The organism is Actimicrobium antarcticum, from assembly GCF_039536745.1.
GTDB lineage: Bacteria > Pseudomonadota > Gammaproteobacteria > Burkholderiales > Burkholderiaceae_D > Actimicrobium > Actimicrobium antarcticum.
This window is the reverse complement of sequence record NZ_BAAAZE010000008.1, coordinates 820357-841886: the sequence shown is the minus strand read 5'-3', so window position 1 is coordinate 841886 and position 21530 is coordinate 820357. Positions and strand designations below refer to the sequence as shown.

Here is a 21530-nt window from a genome sequence, read left to right as displayed (position 1 = left end):
CCGCCTTAGCGGCACTATCGAAAAAAGTCCATCGAAAGGATGGAGGGAGTGGCTGATCAACCGATCTCGCTACTCGATCGACATCATCGGCAGCCAATGCGTACTGGCATCGCCGACGCTGAGGTCAGAGGGACGCAGCGGCCGGACGCGGCGCTCCGGCGGTACCGAATCCGGCGTGATGAACGGGTCCATATCCACATCGTGCAGCGTGCCGGTCAGCTTGTCACCAGCCCACGCCAGTTTGTAATAGACGCCATTGAACGGATTCAGATGCTGCGATGCCGGCTTGGTGCGCATGAACATGAGCGCGTATTCCAGCGGCACCAGATCGGTGGCGCTGATCACCTGCGCCTCGCGGTTGACCGGGAACCAGCATAGTCGCTGTTGCGGGCCGCTCAGACACCGGAACGGTCGCATCGCCAGAAAGTACTCGCCGAACTCGGGCGCGATATCGACCGTGAACGCCGTCTTCTGATGTCCGGCATCGGTAAAGTTCACCGTCCCAATCTGGACGCGTTCGCCGGCAGCATTGCCCAGCACGATTTTTCGGGTACCGGTCATCGATTGGGCGTAGGCCGATCCGGCCACCAGCACGGCGAGGCACAACAGCAGGACTAGCTTGGTCATTCTCATCGCGGTCGTCCTGGTGAAGTAGTAAGCATCAAGCGTCAAGCTGCAAGCAACATGGAAAAATCAGGAAACGACCTGAACACCACGCCAGAAGGCAACGTATCCGGCAATCTGTTTGGCCGCCTCTTTCGGTTCAGGATAGAACCAGGCAGCGTCGCCATTGACCTGGCCATCGACCACCACGTTGTAGTAACTGGCCGCGCCTTTCCAGGGGCAGACGGTGTGCTTGTCGCTCGGCGTCAGGCACTCGGGGCGCACCGCACTGAGCGGAAAATAGACATTGCCTTCGACGACTTCAACATCGGCGGTGGCGGCTTGCGCAATGACTGCGCCATTCCAGGTGGCTGTGGGCATGATGACTCCGGTGGATTCGGTGATTGCTGAAAATACCACAGCCGGACATCGGCTGCTGCCAGTCTCAACCCCACAAGCCCGGCGCAACACTGGCGAGCGCCGAGCTGCATCGCCTCATTTGTTCTCGTACACCCATTGCAGCAGCGCGTCCTGCGCCTCGGCACCCCGTGCGGCATCCGCATGGTTGATCAGGAACGCCACTGCATACTGCCGTCCCGACGCCGCAAACACGTAGCCGGCGATGCTGCGCACATCCTGCAGGCTACCGCTCTTGATATGCGCGTGCCCTGCTACGCCGTCACTGCGCAAGCGCTGCTTCATGGTGCCGTCGTAGCCCACCAGCGGCAGCGAGGCGATGAATTCCGGCATGGTCGGTGAACGGAATGCCGCCACCAGCACCGTCCCCATCGTGCCGGCAGAAATGCGTTCGATACGTGACAGGCCAGCGCCGTTTTCGAGCACCAGTCCGGTCGCGTCGATGTTCTTTGCAGCCAGCCAGCGCAGCACGGCAGACCTGCCGGCGTCGACACTCGCAGGCTGCAGCGAGCCAGTCGTTCCGAGCGTCAGGAATAGCTGGCGGGCCATCACGTTATTGCTGAATTTATTGACATCGCGGATCAGCTCGGGAATCGCCGGCGAATCCCACTGTGTCAGTAGCAGTGCCTCCGGCGTCAGCGTGCCATCTACCACGCTGCCCTCCAGAGTTCCGCCCAGTTCGCTCCAGAGCTGGCGAAACACCAGCTCGAAATAACGGTTGCGAGGCATGTCGTACGGATGCAGTTGCCAGGTCTTCTCACCACAGCCGCTGGCAAACGAGCCGTCAAAACTGGCACGCTCGGCACCGAGTTGCGCCCGCATCGCCTGGCGCCAGTCACCAATACAGTCGCCAGTGGTCAGCTGTGGCGGCCGTGCCGTGTAGGCACCCAGGCCAGGGTCAAACGTCACCTGCACCTGGCCCTGCGCGGCATCCGGCGTGAACCGCACCGCCAGCGCGTGAAAATTGAGCAGCAGGGCATCCGGCGCGACGTTGTATGCCTTCAATGGGTCACCGTCGAACAGCGCCGGATCGACCACGGTGGCGTCGAAAGCGCCACGGTCGAGCACCAGATTGCCGCGGATGACGCGCACGCCCTGTGCCCGGATCTTGCGCAGGAATAGCCAGAAGTTTTCGACCACCAGTTTCGGATCACCGCCACCACGCAGGATCAGGTCACCCAGCAACTGGTCGCCGCGCCGCGTGCCGCGCGTGTAGGCGCGCGTGGCGAACGTGTAGGTCGGACCGAGCAGTTCGAGCGCCGCGTCGGTGGTCAGCAGCTTCATGGTCGAGGCCGGATTGAGGGCCAGTTCGGGATTGAGCGCGAGCACGCTTTTGCCGCTGGCGACATCGATCACCTGCAGCCCGACCGCCGCCGGCGCGATCCCGGCGCGCTTGAGCGCGGCGGCGACAGGCACCGGCAGAGCGGCATGGGCTGCACTGGCAAGCAACAAAGCGAGTAGCACTAGTTGGAGTCTCATCGGAATTCGCATAGCATTGGAACCAATTCGCCATAGTAATGTGACGACCGATTATCCCATGCGCGACTACCCGTCATATCAAGGAACACCTATGCCTTCTGCCAAACTCGCCACGGATGACATGCTGGCGCTGGACAACCAGTTTTGCTTCGCGTTGTACTCCGCTTCACTGGCGATGACCAAGACCTATAAACCCTTCCTGGAAAAACTCGGCATCACCTACCCGCAATATCTGGTAATGCTGGTGCTCTGGCAAAAGGACAATGTCCTGGTCAAGGACATCGGTGAAAAACTGTTCCTCGACTCCGGCACGCTGACACCCTTGCTCAAGCGACTGGAAGTGCTGTCGCTGGTACTGAGGTCACGTGACGAGATCGATGAGCGTCAGGTCCGCATCACGCTGACCCGCGAAGGCAAACTGCTCAAGCGCAAGGCACAGGCCATCCCGCAACAAATCCTCTGTGCCAGCGGACAGACGCCAAAAACCCTGGTGGACATGCGTTCGCAACTGATGCTGATCCGGGACGATCTGGTACGCAGCAACGAATGATGCCAGCAAGGCCATCAACAACATTGATCAAAATTAAATTGCACACAATCTAATTGCGCGTTAGACTCAGACACGCCATCGAAAAAGATGCCTCCTGAAGCACCAACACCATCCTATTGGAACCACCATGCAAATCATCTACACAGCAGAAGCCACTACCACCGGCGGTCGTGACGGCCGTTCGATCAGCAGCGACAAACAGCTCGACGTCAAACTGACCACACCACAAGCAATGGGCGGCAGCGGCGGTGACGGCACCAATCCCGAGCAGCTGTTCGCGGCGGGTTACTCGGCCTGTTTCATCGGCGCGATGAAGTTTGTCGGTGCAGCAACCAAGGTCGCCGTGCCAGCCGACACATCGGTCCATGCCGAAGTCGGTATCGGCCCGAACGACAAGGGTGGTTTCGGCATTGCCGTGACGCTGAACATCGCACTTCCGGGCATGGACAAGGACGTAGCGCAAACTCTGGTCAACAAGGCACATGAAGTGTGCCCGTACTCGAACGCTACCCGTGGCAATGTGGATGTGAAGATCGTGTTGGTTTGATGCTGGCTTGACCGCAACAACGAACGGCCGCCTCCGGAGTCATCTCCGGCGGCGGCCGTTTTTTATTGGAAGAACTGAGTGTACGTTGGCCTTACGCCGAATCGTTTCTTCCTCAGATGGCTGAACAAGCGAACTGCCAAGCACCGACCGAATTTCATGACCAATTGCGGCTAATTGCCGCTGGTCGCAGCAGAAGGTCTACTGCCGCAACGCCCAGATTCGTAGCGCGGCGTGAATGTCCAGACTGCGTTGAGCAAGTGCGCCCTCGCCCAGCAAGGCATGGATGGACTCCAGTCTCTGGCGAAAAGTGTTGATGTGAATCTTGAGGTCGAGGGCGACGGAGCGGGCGTTGTGTCCGGCGTCCAGAAACACCAGCAGCGTTTTACAAAGCTCGGCCTTGCGGGCGTCAGTGCCAGGATGCAGTTTGCCGAGCACCGACGCCAGGAATGCATCGATTTCCTCGCGTGATTTTCCGGCAAACAGCATTGAATACAAGGACAGCTCGGATTCGTTGAAGATGGAACCGCTGCGGCCAAGCGCGGGCAGCACGGCCAGACAGCGTGACAGCGTCTGATAGGTCGCCGGCATGTCGGATGCATGCGCAACCGGTTTCGAGACCACTCCGGTAACCACCTCACTCTTGTTTTCTGAAAGAAAACGCCATACTGCCTGTCGCAAATCCGTCCTGGTCGCGCTTGACGCGACAAAGATCAGCGCGCCGTCGATCTCGTCGAACAGGATATCGGCCAGATAGGGCGCGGCGCGCATCCGGCTCAGGATGTAGCCGAGATCGCCCTGCTCCACATTCAGCAGCAGCATGTACATCGATTTCGATAGATCAAATCCATGGTTCGCTGCGCGCTGAGCAAGCCGCACGGCGTTGTCCTGGGTGTAATTGAGGAGATCGCGCAAGATGACCGGCAGATCACGCCGGGCCGCAATCCCGGATTTATCCTCGGAAAGCAGCACGACGCCAGTCACCATGGAGCTGCGCTCGAAGATGCGAACGGCGACATCGTTCAACTCCTTGTCCGTATAAATGACCAATCCGCCCAGCAGACCTCGCCCGCCGATCACCGCCGACACGCGACAAACCTGATGATCGGTGACGAACGCCGGCACTGATTTCCCCAGCACCCTGCTTTCACCCAATGCTGCATGAATCTTGTCCGATATGGCGTACGAATCACCGCTCCGCTCGACCGCATCGCCGATCACCGCGCCCACTGCAAACAGCTCCTGCTCTCCCTGATCCAGAACCACAACGCGCCCATCCAGCATGGCAGACACCATCTCGCAGATTTCTTTCAATCCGCCGCCACGCGCAACCAGCGACGTCAGCCGCTCATGCGCTTCCGCAGCAATGTGGGTATCCGCACGCTGCTTCTCGAGGTCGCGATTGGCTGCACTGGCCTGCCGCAGTGCGTTCTGGGCTTGCTCGAAGAGCCGCGCATTTTCAATGGCGACTGCAGCATGGGCCGCCAAACTGGAGAGTATTGACATTTCCCATGTCTGATAAGCACGGACATAGCGATTCCCGACAAACAGGACGCCGTTCACACTGGAACCGGCCAGCAGTGGCACACCCAGTATCGAGCGGATGTCTTCCTCGGTTACCGCCGAATCGATCAGCTTGGTATGGGCAAAGCGGCTATCTGTTTCGTAATCCGACGAACAATACGGAGACCGATTGCGCGCGACAAAGCCGCAGATGCCGACCGCGCTGGGGACCCGGATTTTCCTGAAATTTTCCGAGAATGAGCCGTCGGACGCGCGGACATAAAAATCGCCTTGCTCGTCATCATAGACAGACAGGTATCCGATATCGCAGCCGAGCAACTTGCGAGCGCGATGGACGATCGCCTGCAGCACCTGATCGATATCGCGCAGCGCCGTCAGGTCCTGGGCAGTCTCGATCAGGGCCAGCAAGCCACGTTCGCGATGAAGATGCTGTTCCAGACGATCCTTGATGGCGATCGCCTTATGCACGCTATCGATCAACATGGCTTTCGACGGGTCGTCGGGCATCGCCTCGATGTTGGCGAGGGTCCGCACCAGGTCGTCTTTGGCCCCGTCCTGATGCAGCAACGTGACCAGTCCATGCTCGACACCAGCCCGGGAAATTGGACCCTCCAGCTCGCCGATTTGGGTCATGGTCGACCGGACGCTGTACACGTGTGCAGGTAATTGAAATGGGCGCGCTCATTCCGCAGCGCAGCATCAATATGGCTTTGACACATACATTTCTCTCTGACAGCTTGTTGTTTGGACTGCAGCATTTTCCGTCGACCTTATTTTTCAAGGCACTGAATTTTAATGATTTTTTTATGACAATTGAGATGAATGGCAAGAACTCAGATTCTCTCGGCGATCGGCCCGAAGGCAATTTCAAGAAACTTTATACACAAAATAGTCCTGTTTATGTGTTTTAAATACATATAAAACACGATGTGGTCTTCCTAAAATGTTGACATCGCATTGCGGGCGCGAGCCCAATCCCTCTACCACCCGGAAACACTATGAAAATCGATTCCCGACTGCCAAATTTTCGCGCCCTGGACCCCGCAGCTCGCCTGGACCAGATTGTTGCCAAGGTCGGCCTGACGCCGGATGAGCGCGCCCTGATTGCTGAGCCCAACGCACTGCCGCTCGAGGTGGCCAACGGCATGGTCGAGAACGTCATCGGCAAGTTCGAGTTGCCGTACTCGATCGCCGGTTACTTCCATCTCAATGGCCGCGACGTCCTGGTGCCGATGGTGGTGGAAGAGCCATCGGTGGTGGCGGCCGCTTCGTTCATGGCAAAAATCATTCGCCAAGCCGGTGGCTTTCAGACTTCCAGCAGCGGCCCGTTGATGCGGGCGCAAGTACAGATCATGGGATTGACCGACCCCTATGGCGCGCGCCATGCGGTCCTGAATCACAGAGAGGAATTGATCGCGATAGCGAATTCTCGCGACAAGGTGCTGATTGGTCTGGGTGGCGGCTGCAAGGATATCGAAGTCCATGTGTTCGAGGCAACCCCGCGCGGCGCAATGGTCGTGGTGCACCTGATCGTGGATGTACGCGATGCAATGGGAGCCAACACCGTCAACACGATGGCAGAGGCTGTCGCAGGCCGGATCGAGGCCATTACCGGCGGCAAGGTGCGGCTGCGTATCCTGTCCAACCTGGCAGATCTGCGACTGGCGCGCGCTCGCGTGCAAATTCCACCCGCCTTGCTCAAGACCGAAAACTACAGCGCTGATGAAGTCATGAATGGCATCGTCGATGCCTATACCTTTGCCGCGGTCGACCCATACCGTGCCGCCACGCACAACAAAGGCATCATGAACGGGATTGACCCGGTGATTGTCGCCACCGGCAACGACTGGCGCGCAGTTGAAGCAGGTGCCCACGCCTACGCTTCGCGCAATGGCCGCTACACATCGCTGACAACCTGGGAAATTTCGCAAAAAGGTGATCTGGTGGGCACCATCGAGATGCCGATGCCGGTCGGACTGGTGGGCGGCGCCACCAAGACCCATCCTCTGGCGCGCCTGTCACTGAAAATCATGCAACTCAAGTCGGCGCAGGAACTGGCCGAAATCGCCGTCGCCGTCGGCCTGGCGCAGAACATGGGAGCACTGCGCGCCCTGGCTACCGAAGGCATACAACGCGGCCACATGGCGCTGCATGCCCGCAACATTGCCATCGTGGCCGGTGCCACCGGCGCGGACATCGACCGGGTTGCGCGTGCAATGGTCGCGGCACACGACGTGCGCGCCGACTACGCTGCCGAATTACTCAGGAAACCATCCTGAGTGCAATGCGGCACACGACCACGCCAATGCCCGTGCCGCAAAAAAGGCAGAGGCTGCAGCCAGGGAATACGCAATGGCATGAATCAAACAGCAGAACAACCAAACTATAAATAACTGGTGACTTCCACCAGAAACATGGAGACGAATCATGAAGAAAAATTCCCTGAATACTATTTCAGCAGCGATCCTCATCTTGTGCGCGCTGAGCGGCAATGCGCTGGCCCAGGGCACGACCGATCAGCCGATCCGTATCGGCTTCATCACCGACATGTCCGGACCGTATGCCGATACCGACGGTAGCGGCGGGCTGGAAGCAATCCGCATGGCGGTGGACGATGCGGGCGGCAAGGTACTGGGAAGAAAGATCGAGATCCTCTCCGCCGACCATCAGAACAAGGCCGATACGGCTGCGGCAAAAGCACGCGAGTGGGTCGACCTGCACAACGTGAAACTGCTGATCGGCGGCGCAAACTCGGCGGCCGGACTGGCCATCAATAAAATCATGGCCGACAAGAAACAGGTGTACATCAATGTCGGCGCAGCGTCAGCCAAACTGACCAACGAGGAGTGCACGCCCTACACGGTGCACTATGAATACGACACCGTCGCGCTGGCCCGTGGCACCGGTTCCGAAGTGGTCAAACAAGGCGGCAAGTCCTGGTTCTTCCTGGTGGCCGACTATGCGTTCGGCCACTCGCTGTTTGCCGACACGTCTGACGTGATCAAGGCCAGCGGCGGCACCGTCGTCGGCTCGGTGAAACACCCGCCAACCGCGAACGACATGTCTTCCTACATCCTGCAGGCGCAGGCATCCAAGGCCCAGGTTCTCGGCCTGGCCAACGCCGGCGCCGACACCATCAACTCCATCAAAGGTGCGCGCGACTTCGGCTTGACCAAGAACATGAGATTGGCCGGCCTGCTCATGGTGATCAACGACATCCATGGCCTTGGCCTGCCGGTCGCGCAAGGTCTGGTCATGACGGACAGCTGGTACTGGGACAAGGACGAGCCGTCGCGCAAGTTCGCCAATCGCTTTTTTGCGAAATTCAAGCGGATGCCGAGTACGCACCAGGCTGCGGATTATTCGGCAGCCTCGACCTATCTGAAAGCGGTCGCGAATGCGAAGACCGACAACGCAGACGAGGTGATGGCCGAACTGAAGAAAATGAAACTGGATGATTTTTATAGCAAAGGCTATATCCGCGCCGATGGCCGGTATATCCACGATATGTATCTGATGCAGGTAAAGACCCCGGAGGAATCGAAGAAGCCCTGGGATTACCTCAAGATCATCGCCACCATTCCAGGCGAAGAAGCATTTACCAAAGTTGCCGATTCGAAGTGCTATCTGCTGAAGAAATAGGCAGTCGATGAGGACCTCCGACGGAGGTTCTCTTGTCATTGCCCGATCCGGCTTGTCGTCCGGCGTCATCGCAAAGTGGCGCGGATGCCGGCCTCATCGTGTACAGCGAACGCACGCTGGCGCGCCTGAATGACCGTGCGATGGCAGCGAATGACCGTACGATGGAAAAAGCACTGGAAATCACGAACCTGCATGCCCGGTATGGCGCGTCGCCTATCCTGCGTGACGCAAATTAAGCTGCGAACGATCACTTCCCCAAAAGTCTTTCTCACCATCGCTGCTTGAAAAACAAGGATGTCGCCCATATACTTAGCACTCGTCGGGAGAGAGTGCTAACAACTGTCCCCGGCCTTCCACTTTTCTGGTGCGGTAATGCTGCGCAGTGAAGTTATCTTTGCAGCAGTCTTGCCGCAAAACAATCGTAATCTACTGAATTTTAAGGAGTTTTCATGAACCTTCGTCCTTTGCACGATCGCGTCATCGTCAAGCGCCTCGACCAGGAAACAAAAACTGCGTCCGGCCTCATCATTCCTGAAGCAGCCGCCGAAAAACCGGACCAGGGCGAAGTACTCGCCGTCGGTAACGGCAAGATCCTGGAAGATGGCAAAGTCCGCCCACTGGATGTCAAGGTTGGCGATCGCGTTTTGTTCGGCAAATATTCGGGCCAGGCTGTCAAGGTCGACGGCGACGAATTGCTGGTCATGCGCGAAGAAGACATCATGGCAATCGTTCAAAAGTGATGCCACTGACCAGCCCGAGGCTGGTCACACTGGTGTCCGGCGCTGCGGCGGCAAGCCCGCACAGCGCACTTTCAACTGAATTCAAGGAGCTATAAACATGGCAGCTAAAGAAGTTATTTTCGGCGACGCCGCCCGTGCACGCATGGTCGAAGGCGTCAACATTCTGGCCAACGCAGTCAAGGTCACCCTGGGCCCTAAAGGCCGTAACGTCGTGCTGGAGCGCTCGTTCGGCGCCCCGACCGTGACCAAGGATGGTGTCTCGGTCGCCAAGGAAATCGAACTCAAAGACAAGCTCATGAACATGGGCGCGCAAATGGTCAAGGAAGTTGCTTCCCGTACCAGCGACAACGCCGGCGACGGCACCACCACAGCCACCGTGCTGGCCCAGGCAATTGTCCGCGAAGGCATGAAGTTCGTTGCCGCCGGCATGAACCCGATGGACCTGAAGCGCGGTATCGACAAAGCGGTTGCAGCGACCGTCGAAGAACTGGCCAAGATCGCCAAGCCATGCACCACCACCAAAGAAATCGCGCAAGTTGGCGCGATTTCGGCGAACTCGGATTACTCGATCGGCGAGCGTATCGCTGAAGCGATGGAAAAAGTCGGCAAGGAAGGCGTCATCACTGTTGAAGACGGCAAATCCCTGAACGACGAACTCGACATCGTTGAAGGCATGCAGTTCGACCGCGGCTACCTGTCGCCGTACTTCATCAACAATCCAGAGAAGCAGACCGCGACGCTGGACAATCCGTTCATCCTGCTGTGCGACAAAAAAATCTCCAACATCCGTGATCTTCTTCCGGTACTGGAGCAAGTCGCCAAGGCTGGCCGTCCACTGCTGATCATCGCAGAAGACATCGAAGGCGAAGCGCTGGCAACTCTGGTTGTCAACAACATCCGCGGCATCCTGAAGACCTGCGCTGTCAAGGCACCAGGTTTTGGCGATCGTCGTAAAGCCATGCTCGAAGACATCGCTATCCTGACCGGTGGTCAAGTCATCGCTGAAGAAGTTGGCCTGACACTGGAAAAGATCACGCTGGAAGATCTGGGCCAGGCCAAGCGTATCGAAATCGGCAAGGAAAACACCACCATCATCGACGGCGCTGGCCAGGCTGTTGCGATCGAAGCGCGCGTCAAGCAAGTGCGTGTCCAGATCGAAGAAGCGACCTCGGACTACGATCGTGAAAAGCTGCAGGAGCGCGTTGCCAAACTGGCCGGCGGTGTTGCAGTGATCAAGGTTGGCGCTGCCACCGAAGTCGAAATGAAAGAAAAGAAAGCCCGCGTCGAAGATGCACTGCACGCTACCCGCGCTGCCGTGGAAGAAGGCATTGTTCCTGGCGGCGGCGTTGCCCTGCTGCGCGCACGTGCCAACATCAACGTCAAGGGTGACAATCCTGACCAGGAAGCCGGTATCAAGATTGTCCTGCGTGCGATGGAAGAGCCACTGCGCATGATCGTGCAAAACGCCGGCGAAGAAGCCTCCGTCGTGGTTGCACGCGTGCTCGAAGGTACGGGTAACTTCGGTTACAACGCCGCCAACGGCACCTACGGTGACATGGTCGAAATGGGTGTGTTGGACCCAGCCAAAGTGACCCGTTCGGCACTGCAAAATGCAGCCTCGATCGCGTCGCTGATGCTGACGACCGATTGCATGGTTTGCGAACTGGCCGAAGACAAGCCAGCCGGTGGCATGGGCGGCGGCATGGGTGGTATGGGCGGCATGGGTGGCATGGACGGCATGATGTAATGTCGACCGGCAGGGACGGCGTTGCAACTAACGCCAATCCTGCCACGCAAGAAGTTAAAAAGCCTGCAAGGTGGCCACCTTGCAGGCTTTTTTTATTGTGCGACGCGTCTTGCCGGCATCAACGGATGCTGCAGCGCTCCGGCGAGAATTCAGTTCCGGTAGTTATCCGACACAGGCTCCACCAGCGCTGCCTTGGCAGCCGCTTTCGCTTCCTGCGCCGCCTGATACTCGGCCAGCAGCACCGCACGCGTCTCCGGCGTCTCCAGCGAAATTCGTCCCAGTGCGCCACTGCGATAATCCTGCAGCAAGGTATGCGCCGCCTTTTCCAGATCGACGCCCTTGCCCTTGAGTTTGAAACCCCGGCGCAAGGCGACGGCTTCAACGATCCCGACCCCATCCATGCCTTCCGGCTTGACGCCATAGCGGGCCGCCAGCAATTCGGGATAGCGCACCAGCAGCGCATCCCCAAGGAAGGTCGCGACTTCTTCTTCGATCAAGGCATTGCTGCCGATGGCATGGCTGGCTGCCAGCATCAGGCCGTCGCTGGGATGCTGGATTTTCGGCCAGAGCATGCCGGGGGTATCGGTGAGCACCATGTTATTGCCGAGGTACAGGCGTTGCTGCATCTTGGTCACGGCCGGTTCGTCCCCGACCTTGGCCACGCGCTTTTTCAGCAGCGCATTCATCAGCGTGGATTTGCCAACGTTGGGAATGCCCATGATCATAATGCGCAGCGGCTTCAGGGCGGTACCACGGTGCGGTGCGATCTTCAGGCACAGCGCAGGAATTTTTGCGACATCGGCCGGCAGCTTGCAACTGAGCGCGACTGCGTGGACATCCGGCTGGCGGTTGTAGTAGGCGATCCAGGCAGCCGTCGCGGCCGGGTCGGCGATGTCACTTTTGTTGAGGATTTTCAGGCACGGGCGCTGGCGCTCGCCGCGCAGGGTCTCGATCATCGGATTGCAGCTGGCCTGCGGCAAACGGGCGTCCAGCACCTCGATCACCATGTCGACCTTTTCCATGGCTTCCGCCGCCTTCTTGCGGGCGGCATTCATATGACCTGGGTACCATTGTATGGACATTGCGGATTTCATCCTGAGAAAAGCAGGTCGCCATTCTACCTGCAGCAGCCGCTCAGGACGGTGCGATGACCGCAAAAGGCTCAGACTGTCAGCACTGCGTCAGCGCGTGCCCGGATCAGTTTCGCCCCGGTACCGATCGGCCTGACCGGATTCCAGCGCGGGATCAAAGACCACGCTACGGGAACGTCCCAGCGACTTGGCCTGATACAGGGCCAGGTCGGCACGTCGCAACAGATCGGCCATGGTGTTGCCATGCCCCGGAGGAATCGCAATACCGACAGAAATACGCAGATCCAGTGCCACGGAGTTGACCTCGAATGGCGGTGCCACCGCCTGATGCAAGCGCTCTGCCACGAACATCGCCAGATCCGGCGTCGGCTCCTGCAACTGCAACAGCAGCAGGAATTCATCACCACCCAATCGGGACAGCAAGTCGAATTCCCGAATCACCGATTCCAGCCGGCTACTCAGTTGCTGCAACACCTGATCGCCGGCTGCGTGCCCGTGGGTATCGTTGATCTCTTTGAAATAATCCAGATCAACCAGCATCAACACCGCGTTGGTTTCGCCCAGCTCAAGCCGGCGAGACACCTCGTCCTCCATCGCGCGGCGATTGTACAGCCCGGTCAGCGAGTCATGGTGCGCCCGCCAATGCAGTTTCTTTTGCAATACCAGACTGGTCTGACGGTGATTCATGTCACCCAGGATGTGCAGCAATTCTTCCAGTGCCTCGCCGTCGGCTTGCTGCCACGGCTGTGACTGACCCTGGACCGACTCCAGCCACTCTGCAAACGAGCTGCGCGGCTCAAGGCGTCGGGTGCCATCCGGCAGTGACACGAGCAGTTTGTTCGGATCGCCACCCCAGCGGACTTGCCGCACCACTTCCTGGCGTGTCAGGAAACAGAATATCGCGTCTTGTTGCGGACCTTGCGCCAGCATCAGGCCGGCAACATCCAATGACATCCTGAATGGTTGCTTTTCCGTCACCAGCAGGTCGTCCCGGCTTGTCACCGTCGCCATGTTCAAGACCGGACCAAGGCGGGTCGCCACCTCGTCGAGCAAGGTTTTTGCCGTTGCGCCACGCGTATCCGGTCCACCGACGTAATCGACATTACCGATGCGTACGCCGAATCCGGTAGCTTCGAACACCGTCAGTAGCTCCGGCAGCGCGTCGTCGAGCGCCGTCGCTATCTGTGCACCCGCCACCAGCGCCAGACGCAGCCGATTGAATACATCAATGAATTCCAGACGGTGCTGCAGGGCCGCAATCTGGTTCAGTGCCAGGATGCGCATGCCGGTCACTTCGGCAATCAGTTCGCAGACTTCGCGCAAGCCTTCTCTGGCCAGTTGCGGCAAGCCCTTCGGCGCGTGGTGATGACAGGCGATCAATCCCCACAGCTTGCCGTCGCACACGATCGACAAGGTCAGCGTTGCCCGCACACCCATGTTACGCAGATAAGTCAGATGCACCTCCGACATGCTGCGTAACAGGCAGTGGCTCTGGTCAAGCGGACCGCCGTCAGGCAGCAGCGCAGGCACCAGCGTATCCGGCACCGCCTCGACATCGACCAGCACACGCAACCGGTTTGCCAGATACAACGCCCGTGCCTGACTCGGAATATCGGTTACGGGGAAACGCAAGCCCATGAACCTGGCTTCGCACTCGCCAGAGGTGTTTTCAGCCACGACTTCGCCACTGCCATCAGGCAAAAAGCGATACATCATGACCCGGTCGAAACCACTGACTTGCTGTACCACCTCGGCACAAACCGCGAAAAAAGAATCGAGCTGATTGGTTTCGCGCAAGCGGGCAATCACAGCCGTGATGTCGGGAAACGGATGACCGGGAGGCTCATCGGTCGCTGCTGCGTGCGGCAACCACTCCAGCACGAGCATGGCGCCGGATCGATGTACCAGGCATTCCCCAGACGCTGCCATTGACAATGCCGGTTCGGAACCAGTGCGCTCGAAACGGGGGCGCCAGGAGCGAACCACAGGGTGGGAAGCCGGCAGCAAGTCGGTCGTCAGCGCAGCGCTGGTGTCGATGCCCTCAATCCAGTCAGAGACCCGTGAACCGATCAGCGCCGACGCTGCCGGCAAGCCCGGCCAGTGGCGTGCCATGCCGCTGGACAGCTGGACGATGCGTTCACTGGCAGGGTCGACCACCATCAGGAATCCGTATCCCTGTACCGCACCCAGCAAATGGATTTTTTCTTGGGCGCAGGTTTTTTCCAGCTCTGCGGACATCGTGGGTGAAATCGGAATGAGGTCGGGCTGGTTCAATGTCGATACCTTCGGGGCGGAGTCGAACTGCATTGCGCGGCATGAGTCTGGTACGCCGGCGACGGTACGGCGACCGATCGCCGTGATATTACTGCGTCGCGACGATCAATCGATCTCCGCCAGCACCTTCAGATGCGCGACCACGCTGCGTCCGAGCGCCGACAGGTTATATCCCCCTTCCAGGCAACTGACGATACGGCCCTGTGCATATTGCCGCGCAATGTCCATCACTTGCCGGGTAATCCAGGCATAGTCGGCCTCGACCAATCCCATCTGCCCGAGATCATCTTCGCGATGCGCATCGAAACCAGCCGAGATGAAGAGCATCTGGGGTTGGTGGGCATGCAGCGCGGGCAGCCATTTTTCGGTGACGACTTTGCGTACTGCTTCGCCACCGCTGAAGGCTGGCACCGCCACGTTGACCATGTTGTGCAAGCCCGTCTTGCTGCCGGGGTCTTCACAAAATGGATAAAGGGCATCTTGAAAAAAACTGACCATGAGCACGCGCGGATCATCGCGAAATGCGTCATGCGTGCCGTTGCCATGATGAACGTCGAAATCGACAATGGCGACCCGGGCCAGCCCATGAAATTCCAGCGCGCGGTGGGCGGCAATCGCGACATTGTTGAACAGGCAGAACCCCATCGGCGCGCCGGGCGTTGCGTGATGTCCCGGCGGGCGGATCGAACAGAACGCATTGTCGAGTTCGCCGGCCATCACCGCATCCGTCGCTGCCACGGCGGCCCCGGCCGATCGCAAGGCAGCGGTATAGCTATACGCATTGAGCGACGTGTCCGGATCGATCGGATACAGATGCTCGGCACCTTCTGCCGGAACATTCTCGGCAACCAGTGCAATGGCTTGCGGCGTGTGTACGGTTTCCAGCATGGCCACCGTGGCCAGCGGCGCCTCGCGATGTTCAAGCAAGATGTCGATACGACTGGCAATGAGCTGGTCGTCGATCGCCTGCAAACGTGCTGGTGACTCCGGATGCCATGACCCCATGTCATGGCGCTTGCAATCGGAATGGGTAAAAAATCCTGTGCTCATAGGCTCTCGACGGTTGCGGCATTGCACTGGCGGACAAGTTCCAGCAGGCAATGCCTTGCGTTCTCGAATAGAATCAATCGGTCGTCTCCCCGGCTGACTTCGCCGGTTGGTTAGTGTAACCAACATTGCATGACAAAAACCGTATAGCCACCCACTCTCGCCAATAGACCCATGCTTTCAAACATTCACGCAGTGGCAAACCAGATCAACCAGATCGTGGTCGGCAAAGAGCACCAGGTGCGGCAGGCGCTCGTCTGCCTGCTGGCTGGCGGCCACCTGCTGATCGAAGACGTGCCGGGGGTCGGCAAGACCACGCTGGCCCATGCGCTGGCGATCTCGCTCGGGTTACGTTTCAACCGGGTCCAGTTCACCAGCGATTTGCTGCCAGCCGACGTCATCGGCGTCTCGATCTTTGATCGCGACAGCAGCACGTTCGTATTTCATCCGGGACCGATCTTCACGCAAGTGCTGCTGGGTGACGAGATCAATCGCGCCACGCCAAAAACCCAGTCGGCGTTGCTGGAGGCGATGGAAGAGCGCCAGGTGACGTCCGATGGCGTGACGCGCGACCTGCCGCAACCTTTCTTTGTGATCGCCACACAGAATCCGGGACACCAGATCGGCACGTTCCAGTTACCGGAGTCGCAGCTGGATCGCTTCCTGATGTGTTTGTCGCTGGGCTACCCCGATGCCGCGGCCGAACGTGCGCTGCTGATGGGCGACGACCGGCGCACCCTCCTCAAAGGCCTGCGCGCCGCGATGCAACCGGAGGAACTGCTCGCGGCCCGCGCCACGCTGGCGCAGATCCACACGTCCGACAAATTGATCGACTATGTGCAGGCGCTGGTGCTGGCCTCGCGCCAGAACGGCATGTTCCATGAAGGAATGAGCCCGCGCGCCGCAATCGCCCTGCTGCAGGCGGCACGTGCCTGGGCCGCGCTCGAAGGCCGCAATCATGTGATTCCCGAAGACGTGCAGGCGGTGCTGGTGCCCGTGATCGCCCACCGCTTGCGCCCGCTCAAATCCAGTAGTGCTTCAGCATTGGCGAGCCGCGACCTGGTCGCGCAGATGATGAAATCCGTCGCTGTCTGAGGTAGCCGGCATGACGCAAGAACGACTACCCGCACGCCTGCGCAACTGGTTCGCCAGGTCGATCGACCGCTGGCTGTTCCGGCTCGGCGGACCGGAGTCCGGCGAAGTCTTTCTGAACCAGCGTCGGGTCTTCATCGTACCCACCGGCGCCGGCTGGGGATTTGGCATCATGCTGGTGCTGCTGTTTGTCGGCTCGGTGAACTACAACCTGAACCTCGGCTTTGTGTTCACGTTTCTGATCGCCTCTTGCGCCGTGGTCGACATGCACCTGACCTTTCGCAATCTGGCCCATCTGTATCTGGCCGCTGGCCGTGCGGTCCCGGTGTTTTGCGGTGACGCCGCGCACTTCGAACTGCAGGTAATCAATCGCCGCAAACATGACCGCTATGCGATCTGGCTGGTGTTCCAGGGCGTTGACGACCCGGCGCCGGAGCAGGCCATCGATGTCGCGGCGCAGGCCAGCAGCAGCATCACGCTGAGTGTCGCCAGCACCACGCGCGGGTGGCTGCAGGCGCCGCGCGTCCGGCTGACCACGCGCTTCCCGCTGGGACTGCTGCGCGCCTGGAGTTACTGGCAACCGGACCTGCAGGTATTGGTCTATCCGCATCCCGAAGAATTCGCACCGCCACTGCCTATGCAGGCCGGCAATGTCGCACAAGGCCGTGGCTCGGCGGGGCAAGATGATTTTGCCGGCATTCGTGCTTACCAGCCGGGCGACTCGATGCGCCAGCTGGCGTGGCGCCAGATCGCCCGGGTCGACCTGGCGCTGGGTGGCAAGCTGGTGACCAAGCATTTCGAAGGCGGTGCGGCCAGCGAACTGACCATCGATTTCGCCGCCTTGCCGCGGGTCATGGATACCGAACTGAAATTGTCGCGCATGACGCGCTGGGTGCTCGATGCCGAGGCACGCGGGCTGCCGTACGCGTTCCGGCTCGGCGCCCTATACCTGCCACCAGCAAACGGCCCGACCCAGCAAGCTGCCTGCCTGCGTGCGATGGCAGAATTCGGATTGCCATGAACAACCCGACCTCGCTACGACAGCTTCTGATCCGACCGATGTCACGTGACAAGGCCGACATGCTGACGCTGATGAGTGCGTGCCTGCTGGTGCTGATACCGCATTTTTTCCATTTGCCGGGCTGGATTTCGGCTGGTGTGCTGGTGCTGATGGGATGGCGTGGCGGAATTACCTTTGCCGGCAAGCACCTGCCACCACGCTGGCTGCTGCTGCCGGTGGCGGCAGTGGCCATGACGGGGATCTACCTCGCGTACCGTACCTTTCTGGGACGCGACGCCGGTGTCGCGATGCTGACCTTGCTGCTGGTCCTGAAGCTGCTGGAAATGCACGCCCGACGCGACCTGTTCGTGGTGCTGTTCCTGAGCTTCTTTTTGCTGCTGACGAATTTCTTTTATTCGCAGAGTCTGCTGACTGCCCTGTTGATGGCGATGGCGGTACTGGCGCTGCTGACCGCGCAACTGTCGTTTCAATATACCGGCAACGTGCCACCGCTGAAAAAAAGGCTGCGCTTTGCCACGCTGATCGTCGGGCTGGCCACACCGCTGATGCTGATCCTGTTCCTGCTGTTTCCGCGTATTCAGGGACCGTTATGGGGCTTGCCGGGTGATGCCACAGGCGGGCGCACCGGCCTGTCGGAGTCCATGACGCCGGGGACGATTTCATCATTGGCGCAGTCCGACGAGATCGCCTTCCGGGTGCGCTTTCTGGACCCGGTTCCTGCCCAGGCCAGCCTGTACTGGCGCGCTGCGGTGCTGGGTAGTTTCGATGGCCGCAGCTGGACCCAGTATCCGCAAACACCAATGGCGCCAGGCAACGTGCTAGCGGTGGCTGGCAGCAAACCGACGCGCTATCAGGTCACGCTGGAGCCGCACGGACGCCGCTGGCTGTTTGCCCTGGAGTCGCCGCTGGAGCCACCGGTATTGAGCGGCAATAGCGCCTATCTGGCCAACGATTTCCAGTTGATGGCAAGCCAGCGCATCGGCAACCGCCTGCGCTACGAAGTCACCTCATGGACCGATTTCCGTCTGCAGCCCGGCCCCATGCAGCCAGCGCTGGCCGACGACATCGACCGCGCGCTGCAGCGTCCGGCTGGCTACAATCCGGCGACCGCCCGGTTCGCCCGACAACTGCTGGCGACCTCCAGCGACAGCGCCGAACTGATCCGGCTGGTGCTGGCGTACTTCCGGCGCGAGCCTTTCAGCTACACGCTGGAGCCGCCGCTACTCGGGCGCAATTCAGTCGATGATTTCCTGTTTGTGAGCCGCGCCGGGTTTTGCGAACATTACGCCGCTGCGTTTGTGGTTCTGATGCGCGAACTGGGCATTCCGGCCCGGGTAGTCACTGGCTATCAGGGCGGCGAAATCAATCCGCGCGATGGTTACATGGAGGTTCGCCAGAGCGATGCCCACGCCTGGGCCGAAGTCTGGCTGGAGCAACGCGGCTGGACGCGGATCGATCCGACCGCAGCGGTGGCGCCGGAACGGGTCCAGCGTAGCGTGGCAAGCCAGTCCGGTCGCAGCCTGTTCGGCGGGCTGGTCAGTTTTGCGCCGTCGCAGGAGTCGTGGCTGACGCTGACCCGCTTCAATCTGGATGCGATGTCGAACGCCTGGAATCAATGGGTCTTGAATTATTCGCCGGAACGACAAAAAAGCCTGATCGGCAAACTCGGCCTGGGGACGGTCGACTGGCAGATGCTGACCGCGCTGATGTTTGCGGTCGGCGGCATCGTGATGGCTGCAATGATGCTGCCATTGCTCCTGAACCGGCAAGCGCTGGACCCGGCCAGCAAGCTGTATGTCGAATTTTGCCGCCGCATGGCACGCGTCGGCCTGGTCCGCGCGCCGCATCAGGGACCGCGCGCGTTCCTGGCCAGTGTGGCGAACACCACGCTACTGCCGGCTGCGAAAAAAGACGCCGCAGTGCGCTTCCTGCAATGTTACGAGGCGCTGCAATATGGTACGGTGGGCACCCGCCAGCGCAGTGCTGCGCTGAACCAACTTCACTCCTTACTGACCGCCTGTCGATGACCTTCCCTTCTTGCTGCAAACCTGTCCTGCGTACCGCTCTGCTCACTCTCTCGCTCTCGCTCTGTCTCGCGGCCACTGCCTCGGCTGGCGACACCAAACGCAAGTCAGCGGCGGCGACACGCGCTACTGCGATGGCGTCGAACGGCTCCAGCCTCGGCGAATTTGCCGACTTCTCGCAATGGAAAGAGGTCACCGATTTCATTGACCTGATGGTGAATCGTCACGGTTTCGACCGCACCGAACTCGACACGCTGTTTCGCAAAACTCTGTACGTCGAAAGCGCCGTGCAATTGATGAAGCCGGCACCAGCCGGACGGCCCAAAAACTGGAATGCCTACCGGGCGCGGTTCGTGGAGCCTGTGCGCATCAATGGCGGCGTGAAATTCTGGAACGACTATGCGGACGCGCTGGCACGGGCCGAGGCACAGTTTGGCGTGCCGGCAGAAATCATCGTGGCCATCATCGGCGTAGAGACGGTGTATGGGCGCAATACCGGCAACTACCGGGTGATGGATGCGATCACCACGCTGGCGTTCAACTATCCCGATACGCCGACCCGCGCGGCACGCATGCAATTTTTTCGGGGCGAGCTGGAAAATACGCTGCTGTTTGCGCGCGATTCCCGTATCGATCCGCTGAGCCTGCAGGGATCGTACGCAGGCGCGATCGGCTGGCCGCAATTCATGCCGGGCAGCATCCGCGAATACGCGGTGGATTTTGATGGCGACGGCAAGATTGATTTGCGCAACTCGCCAGTCGATGCGATCGGCAGCGTGGCGAGTTTTCTGACGCGGCATGGCTGGCGTCGGGGCGAACCGACGGTTTTTCCGGTCACGAGTCCGACGCTCGTCGCTGCTGAAAACAGCAATGGCGCACGCGCCTGGGATGCGTTCATCGGACAGGGACTCTCCGCAAAATTCGGCGTCGATGAACTGACGGCAGCGGGCATCATGTCACCGGGACCACTACCGGCCGGCATGCTGTTCGGGCTGGTCGACTTGCAGAACGGGAGTGATGCCCCGGAATTCTGGCTCGGCACCGACAACTTCTTCGCCATCACGCAATACAACCGCAGCTTCTTTTACGCGATGTCAGTCATTGACCTCGCACGCGCCGTCCGGACCGTGCGGGCTACCGGCCTTTGAGCGTGGTCAGGTCGATTTGCAGCGTCTCGCCATTGCCGCTGACCCAGACTTCGCCATCCTGCATCGTGTATTGCAGCTGCATGTTGCGCTGGGCCAGTTTGGCCATTTCCAGGCTGCTGGCGGTCGACAGGTTGATGACTTCCAGATTGCGGGCGCGGTCGACGCGGCTGCCGATCTGATTCCACCAGATCGCACTGTTGCTGCTGTAGCTGTAGATGTTGACCTTGGCTGCGCGACCGCAGGCTTTCAGGATGCGACGGTCATCGGGCTGGCCGACATCGATCCACAGGTCGATTGCGCCGGTCAGATCCTTTTGCCAGATATCCGGTTCATCGGCATCGGCGATACCCTTGGCGAACACTAGCGCCTCGTGCGCGTGGCGTGCAAATGCCAGCAACCGCACCATCATCCGCTCATCGGTTTCCGACGGATGTCTGGCCAGCGTCAGGACATGGTTCTGGTAGTAATGCCGGTCCATATCGGCAATCTGAATATCTGCTTTGAAAATGGTTGCCTTGATAGCCATTCTGAATACGTTTCCTGAAGCGTGAGGTTGTGCCATTGCGGCTGCGAAGCATAGCCGATCG

20 protein-coding genes are annotated in these 21530 nt (G+C 59.7%); 12 read left to right on the top strand and 8 right to left on the bottom strand.

What is annotated here, in order from left to right; genetic code table 11:
- Positions 1-69: 69 nt before the first annotated feature.
- The 3 genes from ABD720_RS11810 to dacB form a co-directional block, all read right to left on the bottom strand.
- Complete coding sequence (locus ABD720_RS11810) at positions 70-627, bottom strand: hypothetical protein (RefSeq protein WP_344763489.1); 558 nt, start codon at positions 625-627, stop codon at positions 70-72.
- 66 nt (positions 628-693) lie between these two features.
- A complete protein-coding gene (locus ABD720_RS11805) occupies positions 694-984 on the bottom strand; it encodes a DUF427 domain-containing protein (protein WP_344763488.1) in 291 nt (96 codons plus the stop codon).
- 114 nt (positions 985-1098) lie between these two features.
- Complete coding sequence (gene dacB, locus ABD720_RS11800; RefSeq protein ID WP_344763487.1) at positions 1099-2499, bottom strand: D-alanyl-D-alanine carboxypeptidase/D-alanyl-D-alanine endopeptidase; 1401 nt, start codon at positions 2497-2499, stop codon at positions 1099-1101.
- Between the two features lie 91 nt (positions 2500-2590).
- Here dacB and ABD720_RS11795 point away from each other — a divergent pair, with 91 nt between their 5' ends.
- Both ABD720_RS11795 and ABD720_RS11790 read left to right on the top strand, forming a co-directional pair.
- A complete protein-coding gene (locus ABD720_RS11795) occupies positions 2591-3049 on the top strand; it encodes a MarR family winged helix-turn-helix transcriptional regulator (protein WP_344763486.1) in 459 nt (152 codons plus the stop codon).
- Positions 3050-3176: 127 nt separating this feature from the next.
- Positions 3177-3596, top strand: coding sequence for an organic hydroperoxide resistance protein (locus ABD720_RS11790; protein ID WP_344763485.1), 420 nt, complete (start codon positions 3177-3179; stop codon positions 3594-3596).
- Positions 3597-3794: 198 nt separating this feature from the next.
- Here ABD720_RS11790 and ABD720_RS11785 read toward each other — a convergent pair whose 3' ends face one another.
- On the bottom strand, positions 3795-5750 hold the full coding sequence (locus ABD720_RS11785; RefSeq protein WP_344763484.1) for a helix-turn-helix domain-containing protein: 1956 nt from the start codon (positions 5748-5750) through the stop codon (positions 3795-3797).
- 38 nt (positions 5751-5788) lie between these two features.
- Here ABD720_RS11785 and ABD720_RS11780 point away from each other — a divergent pair, with 38 nt between their 5' ends.
- From ABD720_RS11780 to groL, 6 genes are all read left to right on the top strand, one after another.
- On the top strand, positions 5789-6028 hold the full coding sequence (locus ABD720_RS11780; RefSeq protein WP_344763483.1) for a hypothetical protein: 240 nt from the start codon (positions 5789-5791) through the stop codon (positions 6026-6028).
- 87 nt (positions 6029-6115) lie between these two features.
- On the top strand, positions 6116-7396 hold the full coding sequence (locus ABD720_RS11775) for a hydroxymethylglutaryl-CoA reductase, degradative (RefSeq protein WP_344763481.1): 1281 nt from the start codon (positions 6116-6118) through the stop codon (positions 7394-7396).
- 148 nt (positions 7397-7544) lie between these two features.
- A complete protein-coding gene (locus ABD720_RS11770; RefSeq protein WP_344763479.1) occupies positions 7545-8759 on the top strand; it encodes an ABC transporter substrate-binding protein in 1215 nt (404 codons plus the stop codon).
- Positions 8760-8791: 32 nt separating this feature from the next.
- Positions 8792-8995: a hypothetical protein gene (locus tag ABD720_RS11765; protein WP_344763478.1), complete on the top strand. Its 204-nt coding sequence runs from the start codon at positions 8792-8794 to the stop codon at positions 8993-8995.
- A gap of 213 nt (positions 8996-9208) precedes the next feature.
- Positions 9209-9499, top strand: coding sequence for a co-chaperone GroES (gene groES / locus ABD720_RS11760; protein WP_344763477.1), 291 nt, complete (start codon positions 9209-9211; stop codon positions 9497-9499).
- 97 nt (positions 9500-9596) lie between these two features.
- Positions 9597-11246, top strand: coding sequence for a chaperonin GroEL (groL, locus tag ABD720_RS11755; protein WP_344763476.1), 1650 nt, complete (start codon positions 9597-9599; stop codon positions 11244-11246).
- Positions 11247-11395: 149 nt separating this feature from the next.
- Here the strand turns inward: groL and ylqF are convergent, their stop codons facing one another.
- From ylqF to ABD720_RS11740, 3 genes are all read right to left on the bottom strand, one after another.
- On the bottom strand, positions 11396-12328 hold the full coding sequence (gene ylqF, locus ABD720_RS11750; protein WP_344763475.1) for a ribosome biogenesis GTPase YlqF: 933 nt from the start codon (positions 12326-12328) through the stop codon (positions 11396-11398).
- A gap of 99 nt (positions 12329-12427) precedes the next feature.
- The gene (locus ABD720_RS11745) at positions 12428-14644 is read right to left on the bottom strand and encodes a bifunctional diguanylate cyclase/phosphodiesterase (RefSeq protein WP_344763474.1); all 2217 of its coding nucleotides are present in this window, start codon (positions 14642-14644) and stop codon (positions 12428-12430) included.
- Between the two features lie 72 nt (positions 14645-14716).
- Positions 14717-15661 carry a histone deacetylase family protein gene (locus tag ABD720_RS11740; protein WP_344763473.1) on the bottom strand — a complete coding sequence of 315 codons (945 nt, stop codon included), beginning with the start codon at positions 15659-15661 and terminating at the stop codon, positions 14717-14719.
- Positions 15662-15832: 171 nt separating this feature from the next.
- Here ABD720_RS11740 and ABD720_RS11735 point away from each other — a divergent pair, with 171 nt between their 5' ends.
- Genes ABD720_RS11735 through mltB form a run of 4 tightly spaced genes read left to right on the top strand, consistent with a single transcriptional unit; the run spans position 15833 to position 20943 of the window.
- Positions 15833-16753 carry an AAA family ATPase gene (locus ABD720_RS11735; RefSeq protein WP_344763472.1) on the top strand — a complete coding sequence of 307 codons (921 nt, stop codon included), beginning with the start codon at positions 15833-15835 and terminating at the stop codon, positions 16751-16753.
- Positions 16754-16763: 10 nt separating this feature from the next.
- Positions 16764-17771 carry a DUF58 domain-containing protein gene (locus tag ABD720_RS11730; RefSeq protein ID WP_344763471.1) on the top strand — a complete coding sequence of 336 codons (1008 nt, stop codon included), beginning with the start codon at positions 16764-16766 and terminating at the stop codon, positions 17769-17771.
- A complete protein-coding gene (locus ABD720_RS11725) occupies positions 17768-19798 on the top strand; it encodes a transglutaminase TgpA family protein (protein WP_344763470.1) in 2031 nt (676 codons plus the stop codon). The genes ABD720_RS11730 and ABD720_RS11725 overlap by 4 nt, the downstream gene beginning before the upstream one ends.
- Positions 19795-20943: a lytic murein transglycosylase B gene (gene mltB / locus ABD720_RS11720; RefSeq protein ID WP_344763469.1), complete on the top strand. Its 1149-nt coding sequence runs from the start codon at positions 19795-19797 to the stop codon at positions 20941-20943. The genes ABD720_RS11725 and mltB overlap by 4 nt, the downstream gene beginning before the upstream one ends.
- Here the strand turns inward: mltB and ABD720_RS11715 are convergent.
- The gene (locus tag ABD720_RS11715; RefSeq protein WP_344763468.1) at positions 20930-21469 is read right to left on the bottom strand and encodes a YaeQ family protein; all 540 of its coding nucleotides are present in this window, start codon (positions 21467-21469) and stop codon (positions 20930-20932) included. The two genes, mltB and ABD720_RS11715, sit on opposite strands and share 14 nt — an antisense overlap.
- Between the last annotated feature and the right edge of the window lie 61 nt (positions 21470-21530).